Origin of the sequence: Mammaliicoccus sp. B-M6, from assembly GCF_022386965.1 — a bacterium.
Lineage (GTDB): Bacteria > Bacillota > Bacilli > Staphylococcales > Staphylococcaceae > Mammaliicoccus > Mammaliicoccus sciuri_A.
The window spans coordinates 1-25,268 of sequence record NZ_JAJNHJ010000020.1 but is presented as its reverse complement, the minus strand read 5'-3'; the positions used below and the strand labels follow the sequence as shown (position 1 = coordinate 25,268).

Annotated in this window: 27 protein-coding genes and 1 tRNA gene; 25 read left to right on the top strand and 3 right to left on the bottom strand. The window is 32.1% G+C overall.

The annotated features are described in order from the left end of the window. Positions 1-76 precede the first annotated feature (76 nt). Entirely contained in the window at positions 77-343 is a 267-nt protein-coding gene (locus LQ693_RS08680) for a DUF2129 domain-containing protein (RefSeq protein ID WP_037587474.1), read from the top strand. Here LQ693_RS08680 and LQ693_RS08675 read toward each other — a convergent pair whose 3' ends face one another. After that, positions 344-733 (bottom strand): DUF7147 family protein, encoded by a 390-nt coding sequence (locus LQ693_RS08675; RefSeq protein WP_025904643.1) that lies wholly within the window; start codon positions 731-733, stop codon positions 344-346. It lies immediately after the preceding gene. An 81-nt stretch (positions 734-814) separates the two neighbouring features. On the opposite strand from LQ693_RS08675, the gene rsmD reads away from it, so the two are divergent. Together rsmD and coaD are read left to right on the top strand one after the other, a co-directional pair. Beyond that, entirely contained in the window at positions 815-1,369 is a 555-nt protein-coding gene (gene rsmD / locus LQ693_RS08670) for a 16S rRNA (guanine(966)-N(2))-methyltransferase RsmD (RefSeq protein ID WP_049319326.1), read from the top strand. Next, positions 1,362-1,856, top strand: coding sequence for a pantetheine-phosphate adenylyltransferase (coaD, locus tag LQ693_RS08665; protein ID WP_025904641.1), 495 nt, complete (start codon positions 1,362-1,364; stop codon positions 1,854-1,856). The genes rsmD and coaD overlap by 8 nt, the downstream gene beginning before the upstream one ends. Before the next feature lie 19 nt (positions 1,857-1,875). Here the strand turns inward: coaD and LQ693_RS08660 are convergent, their stop codons facing one another. Continuing rightward, positions 1,876-3,021 (bottom strand): nucleotidyltransferase, encoded by a 1,146-nt coding sequence (locus LQ693_RS08660; RefSeq protein WP_107596704.1) that lies wholly within the window; start codon positions 3,019-3,021, stop codon positions 1,876-1,878. Positions 3,022-3,146: 125 nt separating this feature from the next. On the opposite strand from LQ693_RS08660, the gene LQ693_RS08655 reads away from it, so the two are divergent. From LQ693_RS08655 to pheT, 5 genes are all read left to right on the top strand, one after another. Then, positions 3,147-3,689: a YceD family protein gene (locus LQ693_RS08655; RefSeq protein ID WP_107596703.1), complete on the top strand. Its 543-nt coding sequence runs from the start codon at positions 3,147-3,149 to the stop codon at positions 3,687-3,689. Between the two features lie 38 nt (positions 3,690-3,727). Further along, on the top strand, positions 3,728-3,901 hold the full coding sequence (gene rpmF / locus LQ693_RS08650) for a 50S ribosomal protein L32 (protein ID WP_025904638.1): 174 nt from the start codon (positions 3,728-3,730) through the stop codon (positions 3,899-3,901). A gap of 122 nt (positions 3,902-4,023) precedes the next feature. After that, the gene (locus LQ693_RS08645) at positions 4,024-4,764 is read left to right on the top strand and encodes a TrmH family RNA methyltransferase (RefSeq protein WP_107596702.1); all 741 of its coding nucleotides are present in this window, start codon (positions 4,024-4,026) and stop codon (positions 4,762-4,764) included. A 297-nt stretch (positions 4,765-5,061) separates the two neighbouring features. Beyond that, positions 5,062-6,120 carry a phenylalanine--tRNA ligase subunit alpha gene (gene pheS / locus LQ693_RS08640; protein WP_025904636.1) on the top strand — a complete coding sequence of 353 codons (1,059 nt, stop codon included), beginning with the start codon at positions 5,062-5,064 and terminating at the stop codon, positions 6,118-6,120. Beyond that, complete coding sequence (gene pheT / locus LQ693_RS08635; protein WP_107596701.1) at positions 6,120-8,525, top strand: phenylalanine--tRNA ligase subunit beta; 2,406 nt, start codon at positions 6,120-6,122, stop codon at positions 8,523-8,525. The genes pheS and pheT overlap by 1 nt, the downstream gene beginning before the upstream one ends. A gap of 172 nt (positions 8,526-8,697) precedes the next feature. On the opposite strand, the gene rnhC is transcribed toward pheT, so the two are convergent. Further along, positions 8,698-9,624: a ribonuclease HIII gene (gene rnhC / locus LQ693_RS08630; protein WP_107596700.1), complete on the bottom strand. Its 927-nt coding sequence runs from the start codon at positions 9,622-9,624 to the stop codon at positions 8,698-8,700. A 177-nt stretch (positions 9,625-9,801) separates the two neighbouring features. Between rnhC and zapA the strand changes: the two genes are divergently transcribed. From zapA to LQ693_RS08545, 17 genes are all read left to right on the top strand, one after another. Continuing rightward, complete coding sequence (zapA, locus tag LQ693_RS08625; RefSeq protein WP_107596699.1) at positions 9,802-10,074, top strand: cell division protein ZapA; 273 nt, start codon at positions 9,802-9,804, stop codon at positions 10,072-10,074. Further along, positions 10,071-10,598: a CvpA family protein gene (locus tag LQ693_RS08620; protein ID WP_037587489.1), complete on the top strand. Its 528-nt coding sequence runs from the start codon at positions 10,071-10,073 to the stop codon at positions 10,596-10,598. Before zapA ends, LQ693_RS08620 begins: the two co-directional genes overlap by 4 nt. Positions 10,599-10,659: 61 nt before the next feature. Next, complete coding sequence (gene polX, locus LQ693_RS08615; RefSeq protein ID WP_198472247.1) at positions 10,660-12,363, top strand: DNA polymerase/3'-5' exonuclease PolX; 1,704 nt, start codon at positions 10,660-10,662, stop codon at positions 12,361-12,363. A 26-nt stretch (positions 12,364-12,389) separates the two neighbouring features. Next, positions 12,390-14,738: an endonuclease MutS2 gene (locus LQ693_RS08610; protein ID WP_119475373.1), complete on the top strand. Its 2,349-nt coding sequence runs from the start codon at positions 12,390-12,392 to the stop codon at positions 14,736-14,738. Between the two features lie 120 nt (positions 14,739-14,858). Beyond that, positions 14,859-15,605: an enoyl-CoA hydratase/isomerase family protein gene (locus LQ693_RS08605; protein WP_107596696.1), complete on the top strand. Its 747-nt coding sequence runs from the start codon at positions 14,859-14,861 to the stop codon at positions 15,603-15,605. 111 nt (positions 15,606-15,716) lie between these two features. Further along, positions 15,717-16,031 (top strand): thioredoxin, encoded by a 315-nt coding sequence (gene trxA, locus LQ693_RS08600; RefSeq protein ID WP_025904628.1) that lies wholly within the window; start codon positions 15,717-15,719, stop codon positions 16,029-16,031. A gap of 150 nt (positions 16,032-16,181) precedes the next feature. Further along, positions 16,182-17,963: an excinuclease ABC subunit UvrC gene (gene uvrC, locus LQ693_RS08595; protein WP_107596695.1), complete on the top strand. Its 1,782-nt coding sequence runs from the start codon at positions 16,182-16,184 to the stop codon at positions 17,961-17,963. A 195-nt stretch (positions 17,964-18,158) separates the two neighbouring features. Next, positions 18,159-18,770 carry a succinate dehydrogenase cytochrome b558 subunit gene (locus LQ693_RS08590; RefSeq protein WP_025904626.1) on the top strand — a complete coding sequence of 204 codons (612 nt, stop codon included), beginning with the start codon at positions 18,159-18,161 and terminating at the stop codon, positions 18,768-18,770. A gap of 32 nt (positions 18,771-18,802) precedes the next feature. Continuing rightward, the gene (gene sdhA, locus LQ693_RS08585; RefSeq protein WP_107596694.1) at positions 18,803-20,566 is read left to right on the top strand and encodes a succinate dehydrogenase flavoprotein subunit; all 1,764 of its coding nucleotides are present in this window, start codon (positions 18,803-18,805) and stop codon (positions 20,564-20,566) included. Positions 20,567-20,568: 2 nt separating this feature from the next. Further along, the gene (gene sdhB / locus LQ693_RS08580; RefSeq protein WP_037587502.1) at positions 20,569-21,378 is read left to right on the top strand and encodes a succinate dehydrogenase iron-sulfur subunit; all 810 of its coding nucleotides are present in this window, start codon (positions 20,569-20,571) and stop codon (positions 21,376-21,378) included. Between the two features lie 149 nt (positions 21,379-21,527). Next, a complete protein-coding gene (locus tag LQ693_RS08575; RefSeq protein ID WP_025904623.1) occupies positions 21,528-21,962 on the top strand; it encodes a MarR family winged helix-turn-helix transcriptional regulator in 435 nt (144 codons plus the stop codon). Next, entirely contained in the window at positions 21,959-22,756 is a 798-nt protein-coding gene (gene racE / locus LQ693_RS08570) for a glutamate racemase (protein ID WP_107596693.1), read from the top strand. Before LQ693_RS08575 ends, racE begins: the two co-directional genes overlap by 4 nt. Before the next feature lie 12 nt (positions 22,757-22,768). Further along, a complete protein-coding gene (locus tag LQ693_RS08565) occupies positions 22,769-23,353 on the top strand; it encodes an XTP/dITP diphosphatase (protein WP_107596692.1) in 585 nt (194 codons plus the stop codon). Further along, entirely contained in the window at positions 23,350-23,856 is a 507-nt protein-coding gene (locus tag LQ693_RS08560; protein ID WP_037587506.1) for a metallophosphoesterase family protein, read from the top strand. Before LQ693_RS08565 ends, LQ693_RS08560 begins: the two co-directional genes overlap by 4 nt. A 182-nt stretch (positions 23,857-24,038) precedes the next feature. Next, complete coding sequence (locus LQ693_RS08555; protein WP_037587508.1) at positions 24,039-24,254, top strand: hypothetical protein; 216 nt, start codon at positions 24,039-24,041, stop codon at positions 24,252-24,254. A 122-nt stretch (positions 24,255-24,376) separates the two neighbouring features. Further along, positions 24,377-24,450: transfer RNA gene (locus LQ693_RS08550), tRNA-Arg, on the top strand. Between the two features lie 420 nt (positions 24,451-24,870). After that, positions 24,871-25,065: an LSM domain protein gene (locus LQ693_RS08545; protein ID WP_107596691.1), complete on the top strand. Its 195-nt coding sequence runs from the start codon at positions 24,871-24,873 to the stop codon at positions 25,063-25,065. The last annotated feature ends 203 nt before the right edge of the window (positions 25,066-25,268 follow it).

The following is a 25,268-nucleotide window of genomic DNA, read 5'->3' as shown; positions in this document are numbered from 1 at the left end:
CGCTTGAAGTTATCTTCTTTCATCATTTTATAGAAAGTGCTAATATAAAAATAAAAAGCGTTAGGAGGTTATTTTGATGGAATTAGTAGAACGAATCAGTATTGTCGTATATTTAAAGAATATGAAACACGAACGACAATTACGCAAGTTTGGTAATATATACTTTGCACATAGAAAAGAACAATACGTCATGTTATATACAAATGAAGATAAAATAGACGATACTGTTCAACATTTAATGAAACTAAAATATGTTAAAGATGTAAAAGTTTCACCATTTAAATATGTTAAAAGAGATTACTCTAATTCAAATACGGACAAAAAAGAGTATTTAAACTTTTAACTACTGAAGCGGTGGCAAGTATCTTTCAAGTCTTAATACACCTTTTAAATAGGCGAAGTAAAGTTCATCTTCAGCGAAATCAGCACGTGATTTAACATCAAGACCTTTAACTTGTATGTGATATGCATTAGCCCATTCATTGATTAAATCGAATTTCTTATTTGAATCAGGGTACGGATATTTAATACCTTCCATTATCATGTAAATCGCTTGGAAATGTTGACCTTTAGTAGGCTTCATAATGATACAAGCTGAAGATAGTTTCTCCTTAGATAATGGTGTGTGTAACATAATAATGTCGGAAATACGTTCATGGTTATATTCGATTAACGTTTGAAATTCAAATAAATCAGTTAGACCATGACCGATGACGATAAATGATTGTTTCATTTTTATAAACCTCGTTTTCGTTTAAATACTATAAGGATAAGTATAAATAATAATTAATAATAAAGAAAGTGATGATTAACATTGAGAGTAATAGGTGGAAAATACAAGAGACTTCATATAAAAACAATAGATGGTCAATCAACGAGACCGACAACAGATAAAGTGAAAGAGAATATCTTTAATGGCCTTCAAGATTTAGAAGGTATCGGGTTAGATTTATTTGCAGGTAGCGGTGGACTTGGTATCGAAGGATTATCTAGAGGTTTAGATAAAGTGATTTTTGTGGACGGTAATTTCAAAGCAACTAAAATGATAAAAGAAAATTTAAACACATTACATATACCTGAAACTCAATACGAAGTTTATAAAAATGATGCAATTAGAGCGTTAAAAGCTTTAAATAAACGCGATATTAAGTTTGATTATATATTTCTAGATCCACCTTATAGAAAATCGCTTATTGATCAATCATTAGAAAAAATTCAAGCGTTTGACTTATTAAATGTAAATGGTACAATAATTTGCGAATTTGATAAAAGTGAAGACATAGATACGGGTGCGTTCAAAGTTCTCAAAAAGTATGAATATGGACTGACGCATGTTATGTTGCTAACAAAAGGAGAAGACAATGACTAAGAGAATAGCAGTTGTTCCAGGTAGCTTTGATCCAATAACATTAGGACATATTGATATTATTAAGCGTAGTGCTAAAATATTTGATGAGATTCATGTTTCTGTATTGAAAAACAGTTCTAAAAAAGGGTTATTTAGTACTGAAGAGCGTGTTGAATTAATTAAAGAAGCGGTACAAGATGTACCAAACATAGTGGTTCATTCATTTCATGGTTTACTTGTAGACTTTTGTAAAGAAATAAATGCTAACACGATTGTAAGAGGATTAAGAGCTGTTAGCGACTTTGAGTATGAAATGCAATTGACATCTATGAATAAAAAATTAGATGATGACATTGAAACATTATATATGATGACAAATAATCATTATTCATTTATAAGTTCAAGTGTTGTGAAAGAAGTTGCACAATTTGACGGCGATATTTCGGAATTTGTTCCTGAAAATGTGAATAAAGCACTGAAAGAAAAAATTAAAAATAAAGAGTCATAATAAAAAACGCATGCATATGTCATGCGTTTTTTATTATGACTGGTTTATTAAAATCAGTATCAGAATCACCTGAAATATATTGATATAAATCTGTTGCTTTAATTTCATTAGTGAAGTGAGTTGCTGTTTGTTTATTAACATTTGTAACGATAGGTAATGGACATGATTCTTTAATAGATTTTAAATATGCTTGTCCTTTTTTAGACATTGCAAGTACACGTATGGCAGTTGGATTATATTCAGAAACTTGTTCGTTCGTAACATTTAATAAAATTGCGGTTAACAAGCGTTGTATTCTTGTCCACGTATATCTCTTAGATTTGAGCTTTTGTACAAACATTTCAAAGTTAGTACTATCTTTAATTTCTTTTTTAACTTTATATTCTAATCCTTCAGTCATCATATATATGTCTCGCAATTCTTCATGGGTAGCTCTTAATATTGTCCATTTTAATAATGGGAAAAAGTGATCCCAGTTAACTGCATGAGCGTGTTTTAATATATTTGAACTTGTTGTCGGTAAACTTAATTGATATGTATCGTCCTGTCTGAAATAGGCGTTACGTATAGAAGTTGCACTTGAAATGTGTGTTGTTTCGTTTAAATGAGCATCTAAATACATATTATCTATTCTTTGAATCGTTGTTGGTTCTATTGCTAAGTTATGCTGCATAATATGTTTCACATATTCAATTGCGAGTAAATTATTTGAACCTTTAAGCATTTGATTATGAGGTATTAATTCTGAAATAATTCTCGGGTGTGATTTACCTTCTTTCAGCATTTGTTTGTATTTTTCACTTTTAGATACTTGTTCTATTTCTTTAATGACATGTTTAATATCGTCAATATTTCCAGATTCGCTTCCGAAAGATAATGTGTCACATCCAAGTTGTTCTGCTATTTGAACGCTGCCTTTAGCAAATAAATCACCAGATGATATGGCATATACAAGTGGTAATTCAATGACTAAATCTACATATTGAATGGCCATTTCGGCACGCTTAAACTTACTTAAAATTGCTGGTTCTCCACGCATTGTAAAAGAACCACTCATAATAGAAATAGCAACATCACTTTCTGTTAATTTTCTAGAAGATTCTGCGTGATATACATGCCCATTATGAAATGGATTATATTCTGTTATTAAAGCAACACTTTTCATTTGCATTTCCTCCCATTTCACTTCATCATAAGTATTGTATCAGATAATGAATGTTAAGAAAAAATCTTGACAAACATTGTCGTTAAGGTTACAATAATTTTTGTGTTTGTAAGAGGTGAACCCAGATGAAGTGGTCAATAACACAACTTAAAAAATACCAAAACGAACCATTTACTTTTGATAAAGAAATCGATATGAAATACCTTATTGATAGGGTAGATGAACTTATCGATATATCTCCAATAAAAGTAACAGGAGACGTTCAAGTGCGAATGCATGAGATAATTGTCAATCTTGACATTAATGGTGTATTGACGTTACCATGTGCCCGTACTTTAAAGCCAGTAGAGCTACCATTTGATACTACATCAGTAGAAATATTTGAGCTAGATGAATTTAGTGAAAGTAATAATAATGATGACGAATTGAGACATAAACTCGAAGGCGGCATGATTAATTTATTACCAATCATTGAAGAACTTGTTATTTTAGAGAAACCGTTACAAGTATTCTCTGAAGGTAGCGAAGATATTTCAATGGCAGGCGATGGTTGGGAAGTTATTGGCGAAGATCAAATTGAGTCAACCGAAGATTCAGAACAAGAAACTGAAAAGAAAGTTGATCCAAGACTTCAAAAATTACAACAATTCTTCGATGACGAAAAATAATCGGAAAAGTGTTTATAAAATTTAAGGAGGAATAAGACATGGCAGTTCCAGCTAGAAGAACTTCAAAAACAGCTAAAAGAAAACGTCGTACGCATTTCAAAATCTCAGTACCAGGTATGGTAGAATGTTCAAACTGTGGAGAAATGAAATTATCTCACCGTGTATGTAAAGCATGTGGATCATACAAAGGTAAAGAAGTCGTTTCTAAATAATAATTAATATTTAAACACCTAAACTAAGGTGCTTAAGACTGTCATCAATGTCTTTGACTTTGTTGGCAGTCTTTTTTCGTATATAATATTTTTATATCATAATGAGAAGATGAGGTGTTACTATGGAAGAAATTACTTCAGTTCAAAATAATAAAATTAAACAAATGAATAAATTAAAAAAGAAAAAAGAACGAGTTAAACAAGGGCAATTTCTTATTGAAGGTTTTCATTTAATTGAAGAAGCTTATCATAGTCAACTGAATATCGTTACATTATTAGCAGTAGATTATGCAAGAGTTGATGAGAAAATTGTTGAATATGCAAAGGAAGCATATGTCATTAATTTTAAAGTGGCAGAATCATTATCTGACACAACGACACCTCAAGGTATATTTGCGGTTGTCGAAATGCCTACATACGAAACGAGTAATTTTAAACAAGTCCTTGTATTAGATAGAGTACAAGATCCAGGTAATATGGGCGCGTTGATTCGTAACGCTGACGCTGCAGGTATGGACGCTGTTATTTATTCAAAAGGTAGTGCAGACCCGTATCAAGATAAAGTATTACGTGCTTCACAAGGTAGTGTCTTTCATTTACCAGTTGTTGAGCAAGATATATTTGAATTTATGGAACAATTTGATGGCGAAACTTACGGAACAAGTCTTCAAAATGCAGTTGAATATCGAGAAGTCAAAAGTCATACAAACTTTGCGTTAATCATGGGGAATGAAGGTGCTGGCGTTGATTCAGAGATACTTGAACAAACGACTAAGAATCTTCATATACCGCTATATGGCAAAGCTGAAAGTTTAAATGTAGCTGTATCTTGTGGTATCTTGCTTTATCATTTGAAAGGTTGACCAATTATATAATATTTAATATAATGATTTCATAATCAATATGAGCTTACAAAAGGACGTAAATTAATGTTTACACATGACAAGGGAATGGATTCGAGACTGAAAAATCCTATGTTGTAACTTAATTTTTTTCATCTTTTTAGCTACTTAAAGAAATTTAAGTCGGAATGTAGATCCGTTATCAACATATAAGTGTATGCATAACTATGTATAAATTTGGGTGGTACCACGGAAGACTTCGTCCCTCTATATTTGAGGAGGCGGAGTCTTTTTTTCGACCAAAATAGGAGGATATATATGTCATTACGAGAAAAGTTATCTGAATTAAGACAAGATGCGCTTGTAAGAATTAATGAAGCAAAAGCAGAAAGATCATTACAAGACGTGAAAGTAAATTATTTAGGTAAAAAAGGCGTTATTACAGGCCTTATGAAAGAAATGAAAGAATTACCTAAAGAAGAAAGACCAGAATTTGGTCAACTTGTGAACGAAGTACGTAAAGCTGTTGAGAAAGAAATCGAAGCTAAACAAGTACTTTTAGAAGAGGAAGCATTAAACCAACAATTAGAGAATGAAACAATCGATGTAACGTTGCCTGGTAGAAAAGTAAGTTTAGGTGCGAAACATCCACTAACTAAAATCAATGAAGATTTAGAAGATTTATTTATTGGTTTAGGTTATGAAATCGTTGAAGGTTATGAAGTAGAATCTGACTATTATAACTTTGAAGCACTTAATTTACCAAAGTCTCATCCAGCACGTGATATGCAAGATACTTTTTATATTTCAGAAGAAATCTTAATGCGTACACATACATCTCCTGTACAAGCGAGAACTTTAGAAAAACGTAATGGTGTTGGACCAGTTAAAATCATCTGTCCAGGTAAAGTTTACCGTAGAGACTCTGATGATGCGACGCACAGTCATCAATTCACACAAATTGAAGGTTTAGTCGTAGCTGAAAATATCAAGATGAGTGACTTAAAAGGAACATTAGAATTATTAGCACGTAAATTATTTGGTAAAGATCGTGAAATTAGACTAAGACCAAGTTTCTTCCCATTCACTGAACCGTCAGTTGAAGTAGATGTGTCATGTTTCAAATGTAAAGGTAAAGGATGTAACGTTTGTAAACAAACAGGTTGGATAGAAGTTCTTGGTTCAGGAATGGTACATCCAAATGTATTAGAAATGGCAGGCTTTGATTCAAATAAATATTCTGGATTTGCTTTTGGTTTAGGACCAGACAGAATGGCAATGTTGAAATATGGAATTGAAGATATTAGACATTTCTATACAAATGACGTGAGATTTTTAGAACAATTTAAGCCTGTAGAAGATGGTGGTGAAGCATAATGTTAGTAAGTAAAGAGTGGTTAAGTGAATATATAAATATAGATGCTAATACTGAAGATTTAGCTGAGAAAATTACAAGAAGCGGTATTGAAGTTGATAGTGTTACACATTATGGAGACGATATTAAAAAATTAGTCGTTGGACATGTGGTTTCTAAAGAGAAACATCCAGAAGCAGATAAACTGAATATTTGTATAGTGGATGTTGGTGAAGAAGAACCCGTACAAATCGTTTGTGGTGCACCAAATGTAGATAAAGATCAATATGTCATCGTTGTAAGAGTAGGTGGTCGTTTACCTGGTGGCGTTAAAATTAAAAGAGCTAAATTACGCGGTGAAGTATCAGAAGGTATGATTTGTTCATTACAAGAAATAGGTATTGATCCAAATGTTATGCCTAAAAAATATGCAGATGGCATTTACGTCTTCTCAAACGAACCAACGCCTGGTAGTGATGCTCTAGAAGCATTATTATTAAATGACGATGTATTAGACTTTGATTTGACACCAAATAGAGCAGACTGTTTAAGTATGCTTGGTGCTGCACATGAAGTGAGTGCATTATATGGCAATGACATACAATACCCAAATACTTCTTTAGATGAATCTGAAGAGAAAGCTAGTCAATCATTATCAGTGACTGTTCAAGATCAAGAAGGTGTTCCATTCTATGCAGCTAGAGTTGTTAAAAATGTAACAATTGCACCATCTCCATCATGGATGCAGTCTAGATTAATGAAAGCTGGCATCCGTCCAATTAACAACGTGGTAGATGTTTCGAATTACGTACTTTTAGAGTATGGTCAACCGTTACACATGTTTGATCAAGATCAAATTGGGTCAGATCAAATTGTTGCACGTTATGCACATGAAAATGAAAAAATCACAACATTAGATAATGTTGAAAGAGAACTACTAACTTCAGACCTTGTTATAACAAATGGTGAAGAACCAATTGCAATCGCTGGTGTAATGGGTGGCGATTTCTCAGAAGTTACAGAAAACACTCAAAATGTCGTAATCGAAAGTGCATTATTTAATGCTACAAATGTTAGACAAACATCAAGACGATTAGGCTTAAGAAGTGAAGCTTCAAGCAGATTCGAAAAAGGTATTGCGAGTGAAAGAGTACTCGACGCTTTAGATAGAGCAGCAAAATTATTACAAGATATTGCTGGTGGAACTGTGTTAAGTGAAGTTGTATCAGACGGTAATTTACCAGAATTGTCTCGTACGATAGACATTACGACACAAGATGTTAATCAATTAATCGGTTTCGACCTTTCTACAGATGAAATTAATACAATATTTAATCGTTTAGGATTTGAAACGATTGTATCTGACGATGCCTTTAAAGTAGAAGTGCCATCAAGAAGAAATGATATTTCGATTAAAGCAGACTTAATCGAAGAGGTTGCGCGTATTTACGGATATGATCAATTACCTTCGACATTGCCAAACTTTGATAATGCAACTGCTGGCTATTTAACAGATAACCAATTGAAGACACGAAAAGTTAAAGAAATTCTTGAAGGTGCTGGTTTAGATCAAGCTATTACGTATTCATTAGTTCGTAAAGATGTTGCTCAAAACTATACTTTAGAACAACAAGAAGTTGTAGAACTTATGATGCCTATGAGTGAAGATCAAGCTGTATTACGTCAAAGTTTATTACCTAGATTAGTTGACGCTACACGTTATAATGTTGCGCGTAAGAATAAAAACGTTGCTTTATATGAACTTGGTAAAGTGTTCTATAGTAACGGAAAAGATCAATTACCAACAGAAGTTGAATTTTTAAGTGGTATTTTAACAGGACAATATACAAGTAATAAATGGCAACAAAAAGATGAACCTGTTGATTTCTTCTTAGTAAAAGGAATTGTAGAACGTCTTGCAGAACAATTAAACTTAACGTTCACTTATGAAGCGACGACATTAGACTTATTACATCCAGGTAGAACAGCATACGTTAAATTGAATGATGAAGTTGTTGGTTTAATAGCAGAGCTACATCCTAAAGTTGAAAAAGAAAATGACTTAGACCGCACTTATGTGTTTGAGTTAAACTTCACAAAAATCTTAGGACAACCTGTTGGCAAAATTGAATACGAAGCGATTCCAAAATTCCCAGGAGTTTCAAGAGATATTGCACTAGTTGTTAACACAGAAGTTACGGCAGCTACACTTATTCATACAATTAATGAAAATGGTGCAGATATATTAAATAACGCAGAAGTATTTGACGTTTACGAAGGCGAACATATGGAACCAGGCAAGAAATCGGTCGCAATTCGCTTAGATTATTTAGACGTTAATGAAACATTGACAGAAGATAAAGTTTCAGCAGTACACGAGCAAATCTTAACAGCATTAGAACAAAATGGTGCGACATTAAGAGCATAAGATATACAAATAAACACAGCAATCTGAAGGATCATATCAGATTGCTGTGTTTTTATATTATTTTTTCCGCTTGTTTGTTGAATTTGTCAGTTGTTTACCGATAAACCAAATTAAATAGCAAATAATGATTAGAGCAAGTATGACTTGCCAACTGAATGTAATAAGTAACATATTAATTTCTCCTTTTTCGATTAATAAGGTCTAATACTTTATCTCTATTTTTAAAATGTGTTTTCGTAATTTTATCTAACTGTTGCATGTCATATTTTTGGACGATTTTTGCTGCTTCTAGATCTACTTTATTACTTGCGCCTTTAGGAATAATGACATTTAAAGATTTTGCTAATTGATCCATGTGTTTAACAAATGCATATCTTGCGATAATACTTGCTGCAGCAATTGCGATAGATTTTGATTCACCTTTTGTTTCAAAGTGTGTAATGTCTTTACGTGGCATTTGACCAATAATGTATCGTTCATAAGTGCTTGCTTGTACAAACTGGTCAATCACAATTTGTTCTAATTCTTGTTCGTCGATTCGTGAGATGACATTTTTAATAGCTTGATTGTGAAGAACTGCTTTCATTTTAACTTGACTCCAACCTTCTGCTTGCTTTGTATTGTAATTGGGATTATCAAGTACAATTAGAGAATGAGGGCATATTTGTATAATTTGTTCAGCTAGTTCTACAATTTTTGGATCAGTTAAAGACTTGGAGTCCATCACACCGATTTCTTTTAATATTTTAGCGTTTTGTTTAGATACATATGCTGCACATACTGTGAGTGGGCCAAAATAATCGCCACTGCCTGCTTCATCACTACCAATTGTATTATGTATATCAAATTCATGTTTTTTTGGAGCTGGTGTTGCTTTAGATGGTGATGACGTTATGTTTTGTTTAAGTACTTCACTTGCTACTTGTTCTGCATCTTTACCTTGAAACATTATTTTTTTTGAACGGTATATTTGGACTTGTGTACTTTTTATTTTCTTGCGGGCTAAAGTGCCAGTTGGTAAGTTCTTTGTTTCCATATTATATTGTTTTATAAGTTGATCGATTGTATTGGAGTCAATTGTTTTTACGATGTTTGCCACTTTTAAGTCCTGCCTTTTTAATTTTTTCTATAAATAGAGTAGCATAAATTTATGATATAAACGAATTTTCTCAAATCAAGTTGGTGGATATTCATACACAAATGAACTTATGTCATGTATAATATAGTATGATTACATATATAGAAATCCATTTATAATTTGAACAGGGGTAGTATAATGAGTGAAAATAAAAATAGAGTGACAGTGGTTATAAATGATCAACATTATACAATTATTGGTGAAGACGATCCATCACATATTCGATATGTAGCTGGTAGAGTGGATGAAAAGTTGCAAGCGCTCGGGCAATTAAATGCAGGCTTGGATACAACGCGTAAATCTGTTCTTACAGCTGTTAATGTTATGCATGAATATGTTAAATTAGAAGAAGAAAATGAAAACTTAAGAGAAGAAATCAAACAATTAAAAAATAAAGGACATTTAGAATGATAACATTACTTATATTTTTATGTTTAATTATAGGTGTCATCATTGGATATAGACGTAGTTTAGTATTACAATCATTACATTCTATCGGCACGATTAGTTCATTGGTGATTGCCAGCATTTGTTACGCACCATTTAGCAAGCAATTGCATTTAATATTACCTTATCCGAGTGCGTCTACAGAAGGTAAGAATGCAATATTTAACAGTATTAATAATGAGAATGCATTTTATAATATTATGGCGATTCTCATTTTATTTGTTTTTACTAAAATAATTTTACAAATTGTAGCAACAGTATTTGATTTTTATCATCAAATGGAATTTGGCGGTAAATATGCAAGGTATTATGGTATCGTACTTGGATTTATAGAAGCATATTTAGTTGTAATTATCATACTAGCAGCAGTTGCGGTAATCCCCGTAGCACCTTTTATAGATGCATTACAACAGTCTTCTATTGGAAATGCAGTATTAACAAAGACACCATTCTTATCTGATCAATTAGTAAAATGGCTTTCAAATTAAATGAATTCATATTGAAAAAAGTCATGGGAGAACCTATGACTTTTTTTACGGAGGAATAGACATGTTAACAAAAAAAGATATCGTAAAAATGTTAGAAACAATTGCAATATACATGGAAATTAAAGGTGAGAATCCATTTAAAGTATCAGCATACAGAAAAGCAAGTCAATCATTGGAAACAGATGAAAGAACGTTAAACGAAATTGAAGATGTGACATCATTAAAAGGCATTGGTAAAGGTGTAGGCGATGTCATAAATGAATATATAGATAATGGGACACAAAGTTATTTAGATGAGTTAAAACAAGAAATTCCAGAAGGACTTATTCCATTATTAAAAATACCTGGATTAGGTAGTAAAAAAATTGCGAAATTATATAAAGAATTAGATATAAAAAATAAAGAAGATTTAATCAAAGCGTGTGAAAATAATCAAGTGTCTGAATTACCAGGTTTTGCGAAAAAGACTGAACAAAAACTTCTTGAAGAAGCGAAAGTGTTAGGGCAACGACCTGAAAAATATCCAATCAATACTATGATTAAAGCACATGAAGTTATTAATCAATTTTTAGATAATATTGAAGACATTATTCAATATCAAGTTGCAGGTAGTTTCAGAAGAATGAAAGAAATGAGCAAAGACTTAGATTATATTATTTCGACTGAAGAACCTACAAAAGTACAACAAGCACTACTTGATTTTCCAGATATTAAAGAACAAATTGCTGTTGGACAAACGAAAGTTTCTCTAGATTTACAAATTGAAGATGATGTTATTGGTGTTGATTTTAGACTGATTCAACCAGAAGCTTTCTATCATACATTGCAACATTTTACAGGTTCTAAAGACCATAATATAAAAATTAGACAACTTGCTAAACAAAAAAATGAAAAAGTAAGTGAGTATGGTATAGAAGAAGCAAATGGTAATATCATTACTTATCAAAGTGAAAAGGAAATTTATGATCATTTTAACGTGCCATATATACCACCAACAATGCGTGAGGATGGTACAGAATTTGATAAAGATATTCAAGATATCATACAGTTAGAAGATATTAATGGTGATATTCATATGCATACAACTTATAGTGATGGTGCATTTAAACTTGAAGAAATGATTGAAGCGGCAATTGAACGTCAATATCAATTTATTTGTATTACAGACCATTCTAGAAGTTTAGCAGTAGCAAATGGATTATCTATTGAACGTTTATTGGAACAAAACGAAAAAATTAAAAAACTAAATGAATCATATAAAGAAATTGATATTTATAGTGGTACAGAAATGGATATTAAACCAGATGGTAGTTTAGATTATCCAGATGACGTATTGAAAGAATTAGATTATGTGATTGCAGCAATCCACCAAAGTTTCAATCAATCTGAAGAGGAGATTATGAATAGACTTAGAACTGCATGTGAAAATCAATATGTCAGACATATAGCACATCCGACAGGTAGAATTATTGGCAGAAGAGAAGGATATCGTCCTAATATTGATGAACTTATTAAAATGGCAAGAGATACTAATACAGTATTAGAACTGAATGCTAATCCACAACGATTAGATTTAAACGCTGACGTATTAAAAAATAATCCTGACCTAATGATTACAATTAATACGGATGCCCATCATATTGATCATTTTGATTTCATGAAATATGGTGTTGGAACGGCTCAAAAAGGTTGGGTTAAAAAATCACAAGTTATTAATGCTAAATCACGTGAGGCATTTAAAAAATGGATCCAATCAACAAAATAAAGTATTAAAAGAAGAGGGAAGATAATATGAATGAGAAAACATTAAAAGTTCTTGAATATCCCTTAATTATTCAACAATTGTCTACTCATGCGACAAGTGATATTGCTGAACGCCTTATTAACGAACTTAAACCAAGTGATGAACTTGAAACAGTTCAGCAAAGTATAAATGAAACAGACGAAATGACTCAAATTTATAATAAACATAGAGTACCTGGTTATTCAGGCCTAAAAGATATTAAGTCTTATGTAAGACGTGCAGAAATTGGCAGTTTGTTAAACGTTGAAGAATTAAACCAAATTAAACGTAATATTCAAGTTCAAAATAGATTCAAAACATTTTACGCTAGTATCGTTGATGAAGATGAAGCAATCCTTTATCCAAATATCGATGGTTATGTAGCGCAATTGCCAGTATTAAGTGACTTGCTGAATCAAATAAGTGAACAGTGTGATGAGCACGATTTGTTTGATACAGCAAGTCCGAAATTAGCTGAATTGAGACATCAAATTAAAAAAACGAACGATCGCATTAAATCAAGATTAGAGCAAATGGTTAGATCTTCAGCTAATCAGAAGAAATTATCGGATTCAATTGTTACGGTTAGAAATGATAGACATGTACTTCCGGTTAAAGCAGAATATCGTCAAGATTTTAATGGTATCGTGCATGATCAATCTGCATCTGGCCAAACATTATATATTGAACCAAGTGCAATTGTTGAAATGCATAATCAAATTGCTCAAGTTAAAGCTAAAGAAAAAGAAGAAAAAGATAGATTGTTATATATACTGACAGAACAAGTAAGCGAAGTAGGCTATGAATTACTTTCAAGTACAGAAGTTATGGGGCATTTAGACTTTGTGACAGCAAAAGCTAAATTTGGTGCAACTATTAAAGCTACTAAACCAATCATATCTGAAGATAGAGCAATATATTTACCTAAAGCAAGACATCCATTAATTAATCAATCAGAAGTTGTTAGCAATACGATTGAATTTAAAGAAGACATTAATGCTGTTATTATTACAGGTCCTAATACTGGTGGTAAGACCGTTACCTTAAAAACAGTTGGTTTAATCACGTTAATGGCACAATCTGGTTTGTTAATTCCGACATTAGATGGCGCAATTATAACAATATTTAAGAAAGTATTTTGTGACATTGGTGACGAACAATCTATTGAACAATCGTTATCGACTTTTTCATCACATATGAAAAATATCGTCAACATTATTGATCAAGCGGATAAAGACTCATTAATTTTATTTGATGAATTAGGAGCAGGAACTGATCCGAGTGAAGGTGCAGCATTAGCAATGAGTATTTTAGATTATACGATTGAAAGAGATGCTTTAATCATGGCAACAACACATTATCCTGAACTTAAAGCATATAGCTATAATCGAGAGAAAGTGATGAATGCAAGTGTTGAATTTGACGTTGAAACATTAAGACCAACTTATAAATTATTAATGGGTATACCAGGACGCTCAAACGCATTTGAAATCTCTAAAAAATTAGGGCTAAAAAATGAACTCATCAATCATGCAAAATCACTGATTGGTCAAGATGAAAAAGAAATCAATGTCATGATAGAATCACTTGAGAAAAATGCTAAATCTGTTGAAAATGATCGTATTGAAGTTGAAAAATTAAAACAAGAATCTATAGACTTGCATCAATCATTAACGCAAGAATTACAACGCTTTGAAAACTTCAAAACACAATTGATGGATGAAGCGAGAAATAAAGCCAATCAAGAAGTTAAACAGAAGACTGAAGAAGCGGAAACAATCCTTCAAGAACTAAGAGATATGAGAGATAATTCAGCTGCAAATGTAAAAGAGCATGAATTGATTGAGCGAAAGAAACGACTTGATAATCAATATACATCGCAATCTCTGAAACAAAATGTTAAAAAAGAACGTCACGATAAGATTGAAAAAGGTGATGACGTTAAAGTATTATCATACGGTCAAAAAGGTGAAGTTATCGATGTGATCAGCGATGAAGAAGTTGTTGTTCAGATGGGTATACTAAAAATGAAAATAGAAGTAAAAGATTTAGAAAAACTAGATAAAAAGAAACAACAACCAAGCAAAGTTGTTCCTAGAACGAATCGCTCTACAATAAAAATGGATTTAGATTTACGAGGTTACCGATATGAAGATGCTATGTTAGAATTAGACCAATATATCGATCAAGCAGTACTTTCTAATTACGGTACAGTGAACATTATTCATGGTAAAGGTACAGGTGCATTACAAAAAGGTGTAGCTGACCATCTTAAAAAACATCGTTCTGTAGAATCATATCGTACAGGTATGCCTTCAGAAGGTGGATTTGGTGTTACTGTTGTAACATTGAAATAAGGAGGAAACATATTGGATAATTTTGATATGTATAAACTAGCTAAAGTATTACTCGTTATTTCTGCTTTAACATTTATAGCAGGTATTGCATACTTAATATTTTTATAAGGAGGAATTTTCTTGATAAATACAAATGTCGAAAACCACGTTCTTTATATACAATTAAATCATGGTCCGGTAAATGCTTTAAATGAGGCAGTATTAAATAGCATTATTGAAGCAATTGAAACAGAAGGATTCAATGAAGATGTGAAAGTCATCGTTATAAAAGGTAATGAAAAATGTTTCTCTGCAGGTGCAGATATTAAATCATTCCCAGAACTAACTAAACATGAAAGATTAGATTTAGCTTCTACAAGTGCTAAATTATTTAGATTGATTAAGACATGTCATAAGCCAGTTATCAGTTCAATTCATGGTGTTTGTTTAGGCGGTGGCTTTGAACTTGCTTTAGCATGTGATATGAGATTAATCACGAAAGATACAAAAGTAGGATTACCTGAAATTAACTTAGGTATATTCCCGGGCTTTGGTGGTGTCAGACGATTATCCGCAATGTTAGGACAACATAAAGCTTTACAAGCTGCGTTAACTGGTGAGAATATCAATTTAGAAGAAGTGAAACATTTATTTAATGAAATAGTCGAAGATAAAGAAGCATTAGAACAAGCTACTGAAAAATTAGCTACTACAATCGCTTCTAAATCTTTAGACTCTATTAAAGTCATCAAGCAAATGTCTAATTTAGATTTATCATTAGAAAGTGATCAAATTGAAGAAAGACATTTTGTTGATATTATTGAAAGCGACAATGCAAAAGAAGGTATTGATGCATTTATAAACAAAAGAAAACCTGAATTTAAGTGATTGCTAATATAGTTCATATCAAGTACAATACACTTTGAGCAAACAACATGCATTGCAAAATAAAGCGTGCTATACTCTCATTATCATAAGTTAACAAGGAGGATTTTTCCAATGGCATTATTAAAAGCAACAGATGCAAATTTCGATGAACAAATCAAAGAAGGCGTTAGTTTAGTGGACTTCTGGGCACCATGGTGTGGACCTTGTAAAATGATCGCGCCAGTATTAGAAGATTTAGCTAAAGACGTTGAAGGTAAAGCTAACATCGTTAAATTAGACGTTGATGAAAACCAAGCAACAGCAGCTAAATACGAAGTTATGAGTATCCCAACTTTAATCGTATTTAAAGATGGCGAAGCTGTAGATAAAGTAGTAGGTTTCCAACCTAAAGAACAACTAGAACAAGTATTATCTAAACATTATTAATCGTTACAACCTATGATTAATCCAAACTGTCTACAAAGCATATGACTTTGTAGGCAGTTTTTGTGTGATGATAGATATTTATATAGAACATATGTTTTGGTCAATGTAAATTTTATTGATATAATGAATTTAAAAAGGTAGGTGATAAAGGTGGAAGACTACCAAAAGAAAATTAAGCAAAAACTTGAAGTTTTACCAACAGATCCTGGATGTTACATCATGAAAGATAGACAACAAACGGTTATATATGTTGGAAAAGCTAAACGATTAAGAAACAGAGTTCGTAGCTATTTCACAGGTGCACATGATGAAAAGACAACTCGACTCGTAGGGGAGATTAGAGATTTTGAATTTATCGTGACTTCAAGTGAAATAGAATCTTTATTACTTGAACTTAACTTAATTAAAAAACATCAACCACGTTATAATATATTATTAAAAGATGACAAAAGTTATCCATTTATAAAAATTACAAAAGAAAAACACCCTAGACTTATCGTGACGAGAACTGTAAAAAAAGATTCGGGTAAATACTTCGGACCATATCCTAATGCTTATGCCGCACATGAAACGAAAAAATTACTAGATAGAATTTATCCGTTAAGAAAATGTGTCACAATGCCAAATAAAGTATGCCTTTATTATCATATTGGCCAATGTTTAGGACCTTGCGTTTATCCAGTCGAACAAAGCGAGTATCAAACGATGGTTAAAGAAATTACTGATTTTCTAAATGGTGATGACAAAACAATCGTCAATGACTTAAACGAGAAGATGAATCAAGCGAGTGAAGCTTTGAAGTTTGAAGAAGCGAAAGAATACCGTGACTTAATACAACATATTGAAATGTTAAATTATAAACAGAATATGATGTCAGCAGATATGACAATGAGGGATATATTTGGTTATTCTGTTGATAAAGGGTGGATGTGTATTCAAGTATTCTTTATTAGACAAGGTAAATTAATTGAAAGACAAGCATCTATGATACCTATTATTCAAACTGCTGAAGAAGAATTCTATACATTTATTGGACAATTCTATTCTTTAAATCAACATTTAACGCCTAAGGAAATTCATATTCCGAAAAATTTAGACATTAAAACAGTTGAGTCAGTCGTTGATTCAAAAGTGGTTCAGCCTAAAAGAGGTCAGAAAAAAGAAATGGTGGATCTTGCGATAAAAAATGCGAGCATTTCACTTAAAAATAAATTTGAATTAATTGCGAAAGATGAATCTAGAACGATCAAAGCTATTGAGAACTTAGGAGAGGCTATGGGTATTCAAACACCGATTAGAATTGAAGCATTTGATAATTCTAATATTCAAGGTGTAGATCCAGTGTCTGTTATGATTGCTTTTGTGGATGGTAAGCCAAGTAAAAAGGACTATCGCAAATATAAAATTAAATCTGTAAAAGGTCCAGATGATTACAAGTCAATGCAAGAAGCGGTTCGAAGAAGATATACAAGAGTATTAAAAGAAGGACTACCAATTCCTGATTTAATTATTGTCGATGGTGGTAAAGGACATATGTCTTCAGTGAGAGATGTATTAGAAAATGAACTAGGACTTGATATACCAATTGCAGGTCTAAGTAAAAATGACAAACACCAAACTTCAGAATTATTGTACGGATCACAAGCAGAAATTATACCACTAAAGAAAAATTCTCAAGAATTTTATTTACTTCAACGCATTCAAGATGAAGTGCACCGATTTGCAATTAGTTTCCATAGATCAACACGACAAAAAACATCACTTAAGTCAGCTTTAGATGAAATAGAAGGTATTGGACCAAAACGTAAACAAACATTATTAAAACATTTTGGCTCAATTAAAAAAATGAGAGAATCGAATTTAGAGGATTTTGTTAAAATTGGTGTTCCGAAAAAGGTTGCTCAAAACTTAGTAGATAAGCTTAGTAAATAAATGGTAAAATTACAACAAAAAATCTATATATTTGGGTATGAGAATAATTCTCATGCCCAAATTCATACTTAATGATGTTACAATATACATGTAAATGCTCATCGAATTTTTTTTGGGATGTATGTAATCGTTTTCAGATTATTATATTCTTAATATAACGATAGAGCCATAGATTAAAGTTAGGGGGGACTTCTTTTGGCGTCAAGCGAAAAACAGTTTATTTTACGTCGTATTCATTCATTATTAGGTGTAATTCCTATAGGAATATTCTTAATTCAGCATTTGGTTATTAACCATTTTGCAACGATAAGTCCAGAAGCTTTTAATAAAGCATCAGATTTTATGTGGAATTTACCATTTAAAATTGTATTAGAAGTTGTAGTTATTTATATTCCTATACTATTCCACGCTATTTATGGATTATACATAGCGTTTACAGCTAAAGAAAACGTAGGAAGGCATTCACTATTTAGAAACTGGATGTTCTTATTACAACGTTTAACTGGTATCATATCATTTATTTTCATAGCTGTTCATGTTTACCAAACGCGTATTCAAGCTGCATTAGGTCATCACGTTGACTTTGATATGGTTTCAGATATTTTATCTAATCCAATTTCTGTAACGCTATATGTTATTGGTGTATTAAGTGTTATATTCCATTTCTCAAATGGTTTATGGTCATTCTTCATTACTTGGGGAATTACACAATCACCAAAATCACAACGTTTTATGACTTATGTAACTTTATTTGTATTTATCGTAATTAGTATTATTGGCTTAAGAGCTATTTTTGCATTCGTATAGGATTTATACTTTTTAGGGGAGTGACAATTTTTATGGCAAACAACAAAATCATTGTTGTCGGTGGTGGTTTAGCAGGACTAATGGCAACTATTAAAGCTGCTGAACAAGGTGCGCATGTTGATTTATTCTCATTAGTACCTGTTAAACGTTCACACTCTGTTTGTGCTCAAGGTGGTATTAACGGAGCTGTCAATACTAAAGGTGAAGGCGACTCTGTTGACATTCACTTTGATGACACAGTGTATGGTGGAGATTTCCTCGCTAACCAAACACCTGTAAAAAATATGACTGCAGCAGCACCAAGTATCATACATTTATTAGACAGAATGGGTGTAATGTTTAACCGTACACCAGAAGGACTTTTAGATTTCCGTCGATTTGGTGGTACTTTGCATCATAGAACTGCATATGCAGGTGCAACAACTGGACAACAATTACTATATGCATTAGACGAACAAGTTAGAAGTTATGAAGTTAAAGGTTTAGTTACAAAATATGAAGGTTGGGAATTTTTAGGTATTGTTAAAGATGAGGAAGATGCTGCACGTGGTATCATCGCCCAAAACTTAACAGACTCTAAAATCGAATCATTTGGATCAGATGCTGTAATTATGGCAACTGGTGGACCAGGTATCATATTTGGTAAATCTACTAACTCAATGATTAATACAGGTTCAGCAGCTTCTGTTGTTTATCAACAAGGTGCTAAATATGCAAATGGTGAGTTTATTCAAATTCATCCAACTGCAATTCCTGGTGATGATAAATTAAGATTAATGAGTGAATCAGCTCGTGGTGAAGGTGGACGTATTTGGACGTATAAAGACGGTAAACCTTGGTATTTCTTAGAAGAAAAATATCCTGATTACGGTAACTTAGTACCTCGTGATATTGCGACTCGTGAAATATTTGATGTTTGTGTGAACCAAAAACTTGGTATTAACGGTGAAAACATGGTATACCTTGATTTATCACACAAAGATGCACATGAGTTAGATGTTAAGCTTGGTGGTATAATAGAAATATATGAAAAATTCACTGGTGACGACCCTCGTAAAGTCCCAATGAAAATTTTCCCAGCAGTTCATTATTCAATGGGCGGTATCTGGGTAGACTTTGATCAAATGACAAATATTAAAGGTTTATTCGCTGCTGGTGAATGTGACTACTCACAACATGGTGGAAATAGATTAGGTGCAAACTCTTTATTATCTGCTATTTATGGTGGTATGGTTGCAGGACCAAATGCAGTTAAATATGCTAATAATATTGAAAAATCATATACAGAATTAGATGAAGAAATTTTCCAAAAACGTATAAATGAAGAACAAGAAAAATTCGATCATTTATTACAACTTAAAGGTACAGAAAATGCTTATAAGTTACACAAAGAATTAGGAGAAATTATGACAGCCAATGTTACAGTTGTTCGTCATAATGATAAACTTCTAGAAACAGATAAGAAAATTGTTGAGTTGATGGAAAGATATCAAAATATTGATATGGAAGATACATCTACTTGGAGTAACCAAGCTGTATTCTTTACGCGTCAATTATGGAATATGTTAGTGTTAGCAAGAGTTATTACGATTGGTGCATATAATCGTAACGAATCACGTGGTGCACATTACAAACCAGAATTCCCAGACCGTAATGATGAAGAGTGGTTAAAAACAACGATTGCTCAATTTAGAGGACCTAAAGAAGCACCAGAATTTTCATATGAAGAAGTGGATATTAGTCACATTAAACCTCGTAAACGTGATTACTCTAAGAAATCTAAAGGAGGTAAATAATTATGGCAGACACTCAAACAGTTGAAAACAATGCACAAGGTCAAAACCAAGAAAACAAAACGATTTCAATCATTATCAAACGTCAAGAAAATGATAAATCTCAACCTTATGAAGAAAAATTTGAGATTCCTTATAGACCAAATATGAACGTTATTGCAGCTTTAATGGAAATTCAAAGAAATCCGATTAAGTCAAATGGTGAAAAGACGACACCAGTAACTTGGGATATGAACTGTCTTGAAGAAGTTTGTGGTGCATGTTCTATGGTTATTAACGGTAAAGCGCGTCAATCATGTTCAGCTATTATTGATCAATTGGAACAACCAATTAAACTTGAACCAATGAAGACATTCCCAGTTATTCGTGATTTACAAGTTGACCGTTCTCGTATGTTCGATAACTTGAAAAAAGTTAAAGCTTGGGTACCAATTGATGGTACTTATGACTTAGGACCAGGACCTCGTATGCCTGAGAAAAAACGTCAAACAGCATATGAACTTTCTAAATGTATGACATGTGGTGTATGTTTAGAAGTTTGTCCGAACGTAAACGTGAATAATAATTTCATGGGGGCTCAAGCAATATCTCAAGTTCGTTTGTTCAACTTGCATCCAACTGGAAGCATGACTAAAGATGAACGTATTAAAGCACTTATGTCTGATGGTGGTATACAAGAGTGTGGTAGTTCTCAAAACTGTGTAAATGCTTGTCCAAAAGGTATTCCTTTAACAACATCAATCGCAGCAATGAACAGAGAGGCTACTTTCCAAATGTTTAAATCATTCTTCGGTTCAGATCACGAAGTAAACTAATAAAGATATGAGAGGCTGGGACATAATTTTATGTCTTGGCCTCTTATTTGTTTATTTATATAACATAAAGACCAATTCATTAACTGCAAATAAGCGTATGTGTTATTATTATTAATATAAGTTTGATGAGAAAAGAGGTACAAACAACTATGGAAGAAATTACAAAACAGATTGAATATTCGTTAAGACATATAGTAGAAAGAACGAAATTAAAATCAAGAGGTCAGTTAAAGGTTTATGATATAACACCGCCTCAATTTATTGCTTTACAATGGCTCAATGAGCATGATCAAATTACAATTGGTGAGTTATCTAAACGTTTATTTTTAGCATATTCTACAACAACAGATATAGTAGATAAACTTGAGAAAAAAGAACTCGTTCAAAGAATTCAATCTGAGAAAGATAAAAGAGTATTCCACGTCAAATTATTAGAAAAAGGCACGGCACTTATTGACGAAGTTGTTCAAGCGAGACAAATTTATACTGAAGATCTTCTATCTATTATGGAAGATGAAGATAAAATAAAGTTTAATGAAGCGTTAGAAATTATGTTGAAAAGAATGCGAAGTGAAGATGAATGAATAAACCAATTGGCGTAATCGACTCAGGAATTGGTGGTTTAACAGTTGCTAAAGAAATCATGCGACAATTGCCAAATGAGACGATATTTTATTTAGGTGATATAGGAAGGTGTCCTTATGGCCCGAGAACAAGAGAAGAAGTTAAATCATTTACCATTCAATTAGCTAACTTTTTAGTTGAAAAAGATATTAAAATGCTAGTCATCGCATGTAACACAGCTACTGCGGTTGCTTTGAAACCTTTACAAGAAATGTTATCAATACCCGTGATTGGAGTTATTGATCCAGGTTCAAGAACAGCAATTATGACAACTAAAAATAATCGTGTACTTGTTCTTGGTACTGAAGGGACAATTAAATCTGAAGCATATAGACGAAGTATCAAATCTATTAATCCTCAAGTAGAAGTTAAAGGCGTCGCTTGTCCAGGATTCGTTCCTTTAGTTGAACAAATGAGATATAAAGATCCGACGATTACGAGTATTGTTATCCATCAAACGCTTAAACAGTGGCGATATGATGACTCAGATACAGTAATTTTAGGATGTACACATTATCCACTACTATATGATGCGATTCATCAGTATTTTGATGATGGCAAGACAATTATATCTTCAGGTTTAGAAACAGCAAGAGAAGTAAGTGCATTATTGACTTTTAGTAATGAGCATTCATATTATACACCAAATCCGAAACATCAATTTTTTGCAAATGGTGATGTTGAACATATTACGAGAACGATAAAAGAGTGGCTACATATAGAAGATGCTCGTGTTGAACGAATAACATTGTAAGGAGAGATAAATATGAAAGATATTATTATTGCATCAAATAACCAAGGAAAGATAAATGACTTTAAAACCATTTTTCCAAAAGCAAATGTTATAGGTATTTCTGAAATTGCACCTGATTTTGATGTAGAAGAAACAGGTACAACATTTGAAGAAAATGCAATTTTGAAAGCAGAAGCGGCTTCAAAACAATTAAATAAAATCGTTATTGCTGATGATAGCGGATTATCTGTAAAAGCTTTAAATGGTGAACCAGGTATTTATTCAGCAAGATATGCAGGCGCACAAAAAAATGATCAAGATAATATAGAAAAATTATTAACAAACTTAAAGGGTATAGAAGATAGAGCAGCAGAATTTGTTTGTGCCATTGCTGTAAGTGAGCCTGGTAAAGAAACTGTTACATATGAAGGTAAAGCACCTGGTGAAATTATAGACGAACCACGAGGGGAAAATGGATTTGGCTATGACCCAATTTTCTTTGTACCATCACAAGACAGAACGATGGCAGAATTAACTGCTGCAGAAAAAAGTGCAATCAGTCACCGTGGTAATGCAATTAAATTAATGAATGAAGACATAGGGGAGCGATTCCAATGAAATGGGTAATTGTTAGCGATAATCATGGCGAACAAGGCATACTTCATGAAATATACGAAAAAAATAAAGACGCAGATTTATTTTTACATTTAGGTGATTCTGAATTCGACTATAACGATACAGAACTAAGTTTGTATCAAAGAGTTAAAGGAAATTGTGATTTCGATCCACAATTTCCAATAGAAGAACAAGGTGAAATAGAAGGTATTGGTTATTTCTATACACATGGTCATAGATATGATATTAAAGCATCTAGAGAAGTATTAAGTGCCCATGCTAAAAATAACCATGCTAAATTTGCATTTTATGGACATAGTCATATAGCTTTATGTGAGTCAATAGATGGCGTTTATTGTATCAATCCAGGAAGCATCTCTCAAACAAGAGGACAGTGGGAAGAAACATATGCGATCATCGAATTCGACGAAGCATTAAATAATGCAACTTTAACATATTTAAATAGAAATAATGAAGAAATAGAAAAATTATCATTAGCACTTTAAATATATATTTTGCAAAACAAAAATGGCAAATAGATTTTATTTATTGAGATATTCTTACGAATATCTCAATTTTATTAAAAATTTAGAATAAACTTTCAATTAAACAAAAATTGTTTTATAATTATGAATGTCGTTAATTTTATGTAAAAACTAATAAGTTATGATACGTAGGAGGGGTAGAAATGGGCAGAACACACGTTACATCAGTTATCAATGATGATGAGTTTTGTATAAATAAAAACGAATATAACGACTTACATAAGAACGAAAACATATATGTATTAACAGCAAATGGACTAGTACATGCGAGTGTTATAGAAATATTTGAAGATAAATCTTTGTGTAAAGCCGAAAAAGCCAATACAGTTAAAGTTAATGACATAGTTATCACCGAATAAAAGTAAAATAAAATAACTAAACGTGTAATAATACTTCGAAAGCGATTTAATAAACCTTTTTCTTTTTAAAAAGTATTGATAAATCAGTATCTATTCGATATAATTATTCTTGTGTTGAAAATGTCCTGGTAGCTCAGCTGGATAGAGCAACGGCCTTCTAAGCCGTCGGTCGGGGGTTCGAATCCCTCCCAGGACGTAAATTACCAATATCCCGTTGTATCTCGTTACTTGTAACGTTGATATGACGGGATTTTTTTGTATATGTTTGTACCTTGTTATATGTGGTATTAGAACTTTTACGCCAACGTTATAAAAATTGTATTAACTACAAAGGGTATTCTATAGAAGATTAGTAATAGTAAAGAAGGGTGCATGTGTCAAATAAGTGTCAAAAGTATAATAATGTACAACATGGATCATCAAGTATTTATGTTGTAGATTATTTTCTGTAATTTACATAAAGTGGAAATAAGGTAAATTTATAATATATTATATTTGAGAGAGTACTAAAAGAATAAAAGTCCTTATGAATAAGTTTTTTAACAATTACTTTAGAAATATTGAAACGCTATAGGTTTATAATGATATATTCTTTAATAAGAAAGGAAAATCAACGTTGAAATTGTGGACTTATATTGGTAAAAATGCATTGGTAACTTTAAAGGATGGTCAAGAATTTATTGGTAAAGTTACAAATTACGATGATGAAGTAGATAACGAATCTGGCGAAGATTCTATGCACTTGTCTGTCGGTAAGTCATTATATGATTTTGATGAAAGTGAAATAAAATCTATAGAAATCTTAGATTAGGTACCTGGACAACTAAACATGAAGTTAATGAAGTAAACCAAAAGATTATAATAAATAATAAATAGTATAAAAGGTCAAAGATAAAGCACCTAGCCATTTTTGGCTAAGGTGCTTTCAGAGTGTCGACAAAGTCTTAGACTTTGCCGGCATTTTTTTATGCGCATGCTTTTCGCGGGCATGTTCTCAGCCTGTAGTCTTCGAAT

What these genes read in the sequence shown, in the direction of transcription:
- racE (WP_107596693.1), top strand. Translation starts at nt 21,959, where the DNA reads ATGAATAAACCAATTGGCGTAATCGACTCAGGAATTGGTGGTTTAACA.
- LQ693_RS08660 (WP_107596704.1), bottom strand. Translation starts at nt 3,021, where the DNA reads ATGAAAAGTGTTGCTTTAATAACAGAATATAATCCATTTCATAATGGG.
- LQ693_RS08680 (WP_037587474.1), top strand. Translation starts at nt 77, where the DNA reads ATGGAATTAGTAGAACGAATCAGTATTGTCGTATATTTAAAGAATATG.
- trxA (WP_025904628.1), top strand. Translation starts at nt 15,717, where the DNA reads ATGGCATTATTAAAAGCAACAGATGCAAATTTCGATGAACAAATCAAA.
- LQ693_RS08575 (WP_025904623.1), top strand. Translation starts at nt 21,528, where the DNA reads ATGGAAGAAATTACAAAACAGATTGAATATTCGTTAAGACATATAGTA.
- LQ693_RS08645 (WP_107596702.1), top strand. Translation starts at nt 4,024, where the DNA reads ATGGAAGAAATTACTTCAGTTCAAAATAATAAAATTAAACAAATGAAT.
- LQ693_RS08560 (WP_037587506.1), top strand. Translation starts at nt 23,350, where the DNA reads ATGAAATGGGTAATTGTTAGCGATAATCATGGCGAACAAGGCATACTT.
- pheS (WP_025904636.1), top strand. Translation starts at nt 5,062, where the DNA reads ATGTCATTACGAGAAAAGTTATCTGAATTAAGACAAGATGCGCTTGTA.
- LQ693_RS08565 (WP_107596692.1), top strand. Translation starts at nt 22,769, where the DNA reads ATGAAAGATATTATTATTGCATCAAATAACCAAGGAAAGATAAATGAC.
- LQ693_RS08555 (WP_037587508.1), top strand. Translation starts at nt 24,039, where the DNA reads ATGGGCAGAACACACGTTACATCAGTTATCAATGATGATGAGTTTTGT.
- sdhB (WP_037587502.1), top strand. Translation starts at nt 20,569, where the DNA reads ATGGCAGACACTCAAACAGTTGAAAACAATGCACAAGGTCAAAACCAA.
- pheT (WP_107596701.1), top strand. Translation starts at nt 6,120, where the DNA reads ATGTTAGTAAGTAAAGAGTGGTTAAGTGAATATATAAATATAGATGCT.
- LQ693_RS08675 (WP_025904643.1), bottom strand. Translation starts at nt 733, where the DNA reads ATGAAACAATCATTTATCGTCATCGGTCATGGTCTAACTGATTTATTT.
- zapA (WP_107596699.1), top strand. Translation starts at nt 9,802, where the DNA reads ATGAGTGAAAATAAAAATAGAGTGACAGTGGTTATAAATGATCAACAT.
- coaD (WP_025904641.1), top strand. Translation starts at nt 1,362, where the DNA reads ATGACTAAGAGAATAGCAGTTGTTCCAGGTAGCTTTGATCCAATAACA.
- sdhA (WP_107596694.1), top strand. Translation starts at nt 18,803, where the DNA reads ATGGCAAACAACAAAATCATTGTTGTCGGTGGTGGTTTAGCAGGACTA.
- LQ693_RS08655 (WP_107596703.1), top strand. Translation starts at nt 3,147, where the DNA reads ATGAAGTGGTCAATAACACAACTTAAAAAATACCAAAACGAACCATTT.
- rpmF (WP_025904638.1), top strand. Translation starts at nt 3,728, where the DNA reads ATGGCAGTTCCAGCTAGAAGAACTTCAAAAACAGCTAAAAGAAAACGT.
- LQ693_RS08620 (WP_037587489.1), top strand. Translation starts at nt 10,071, where the DNA reads ATGATAACATTACTTATATTTTTATGTTTAATTATAGGTGTCATCATT.
- polX (WP_198472247.1), top strand. Translation starts at nt 10,660, where the DNA reads ATGTTAACAAAAAAAGATATCGTAAAAATGTTAGAAACAATTGCAATA.
- LQ693_RS08610 (WP_119475373.1), top strand. Translation starts at nt 12,390, where the DNA reads ATGAATGAGAAAACATTAAAAGTTCTTGAATATCCCTTAATTATTCAA.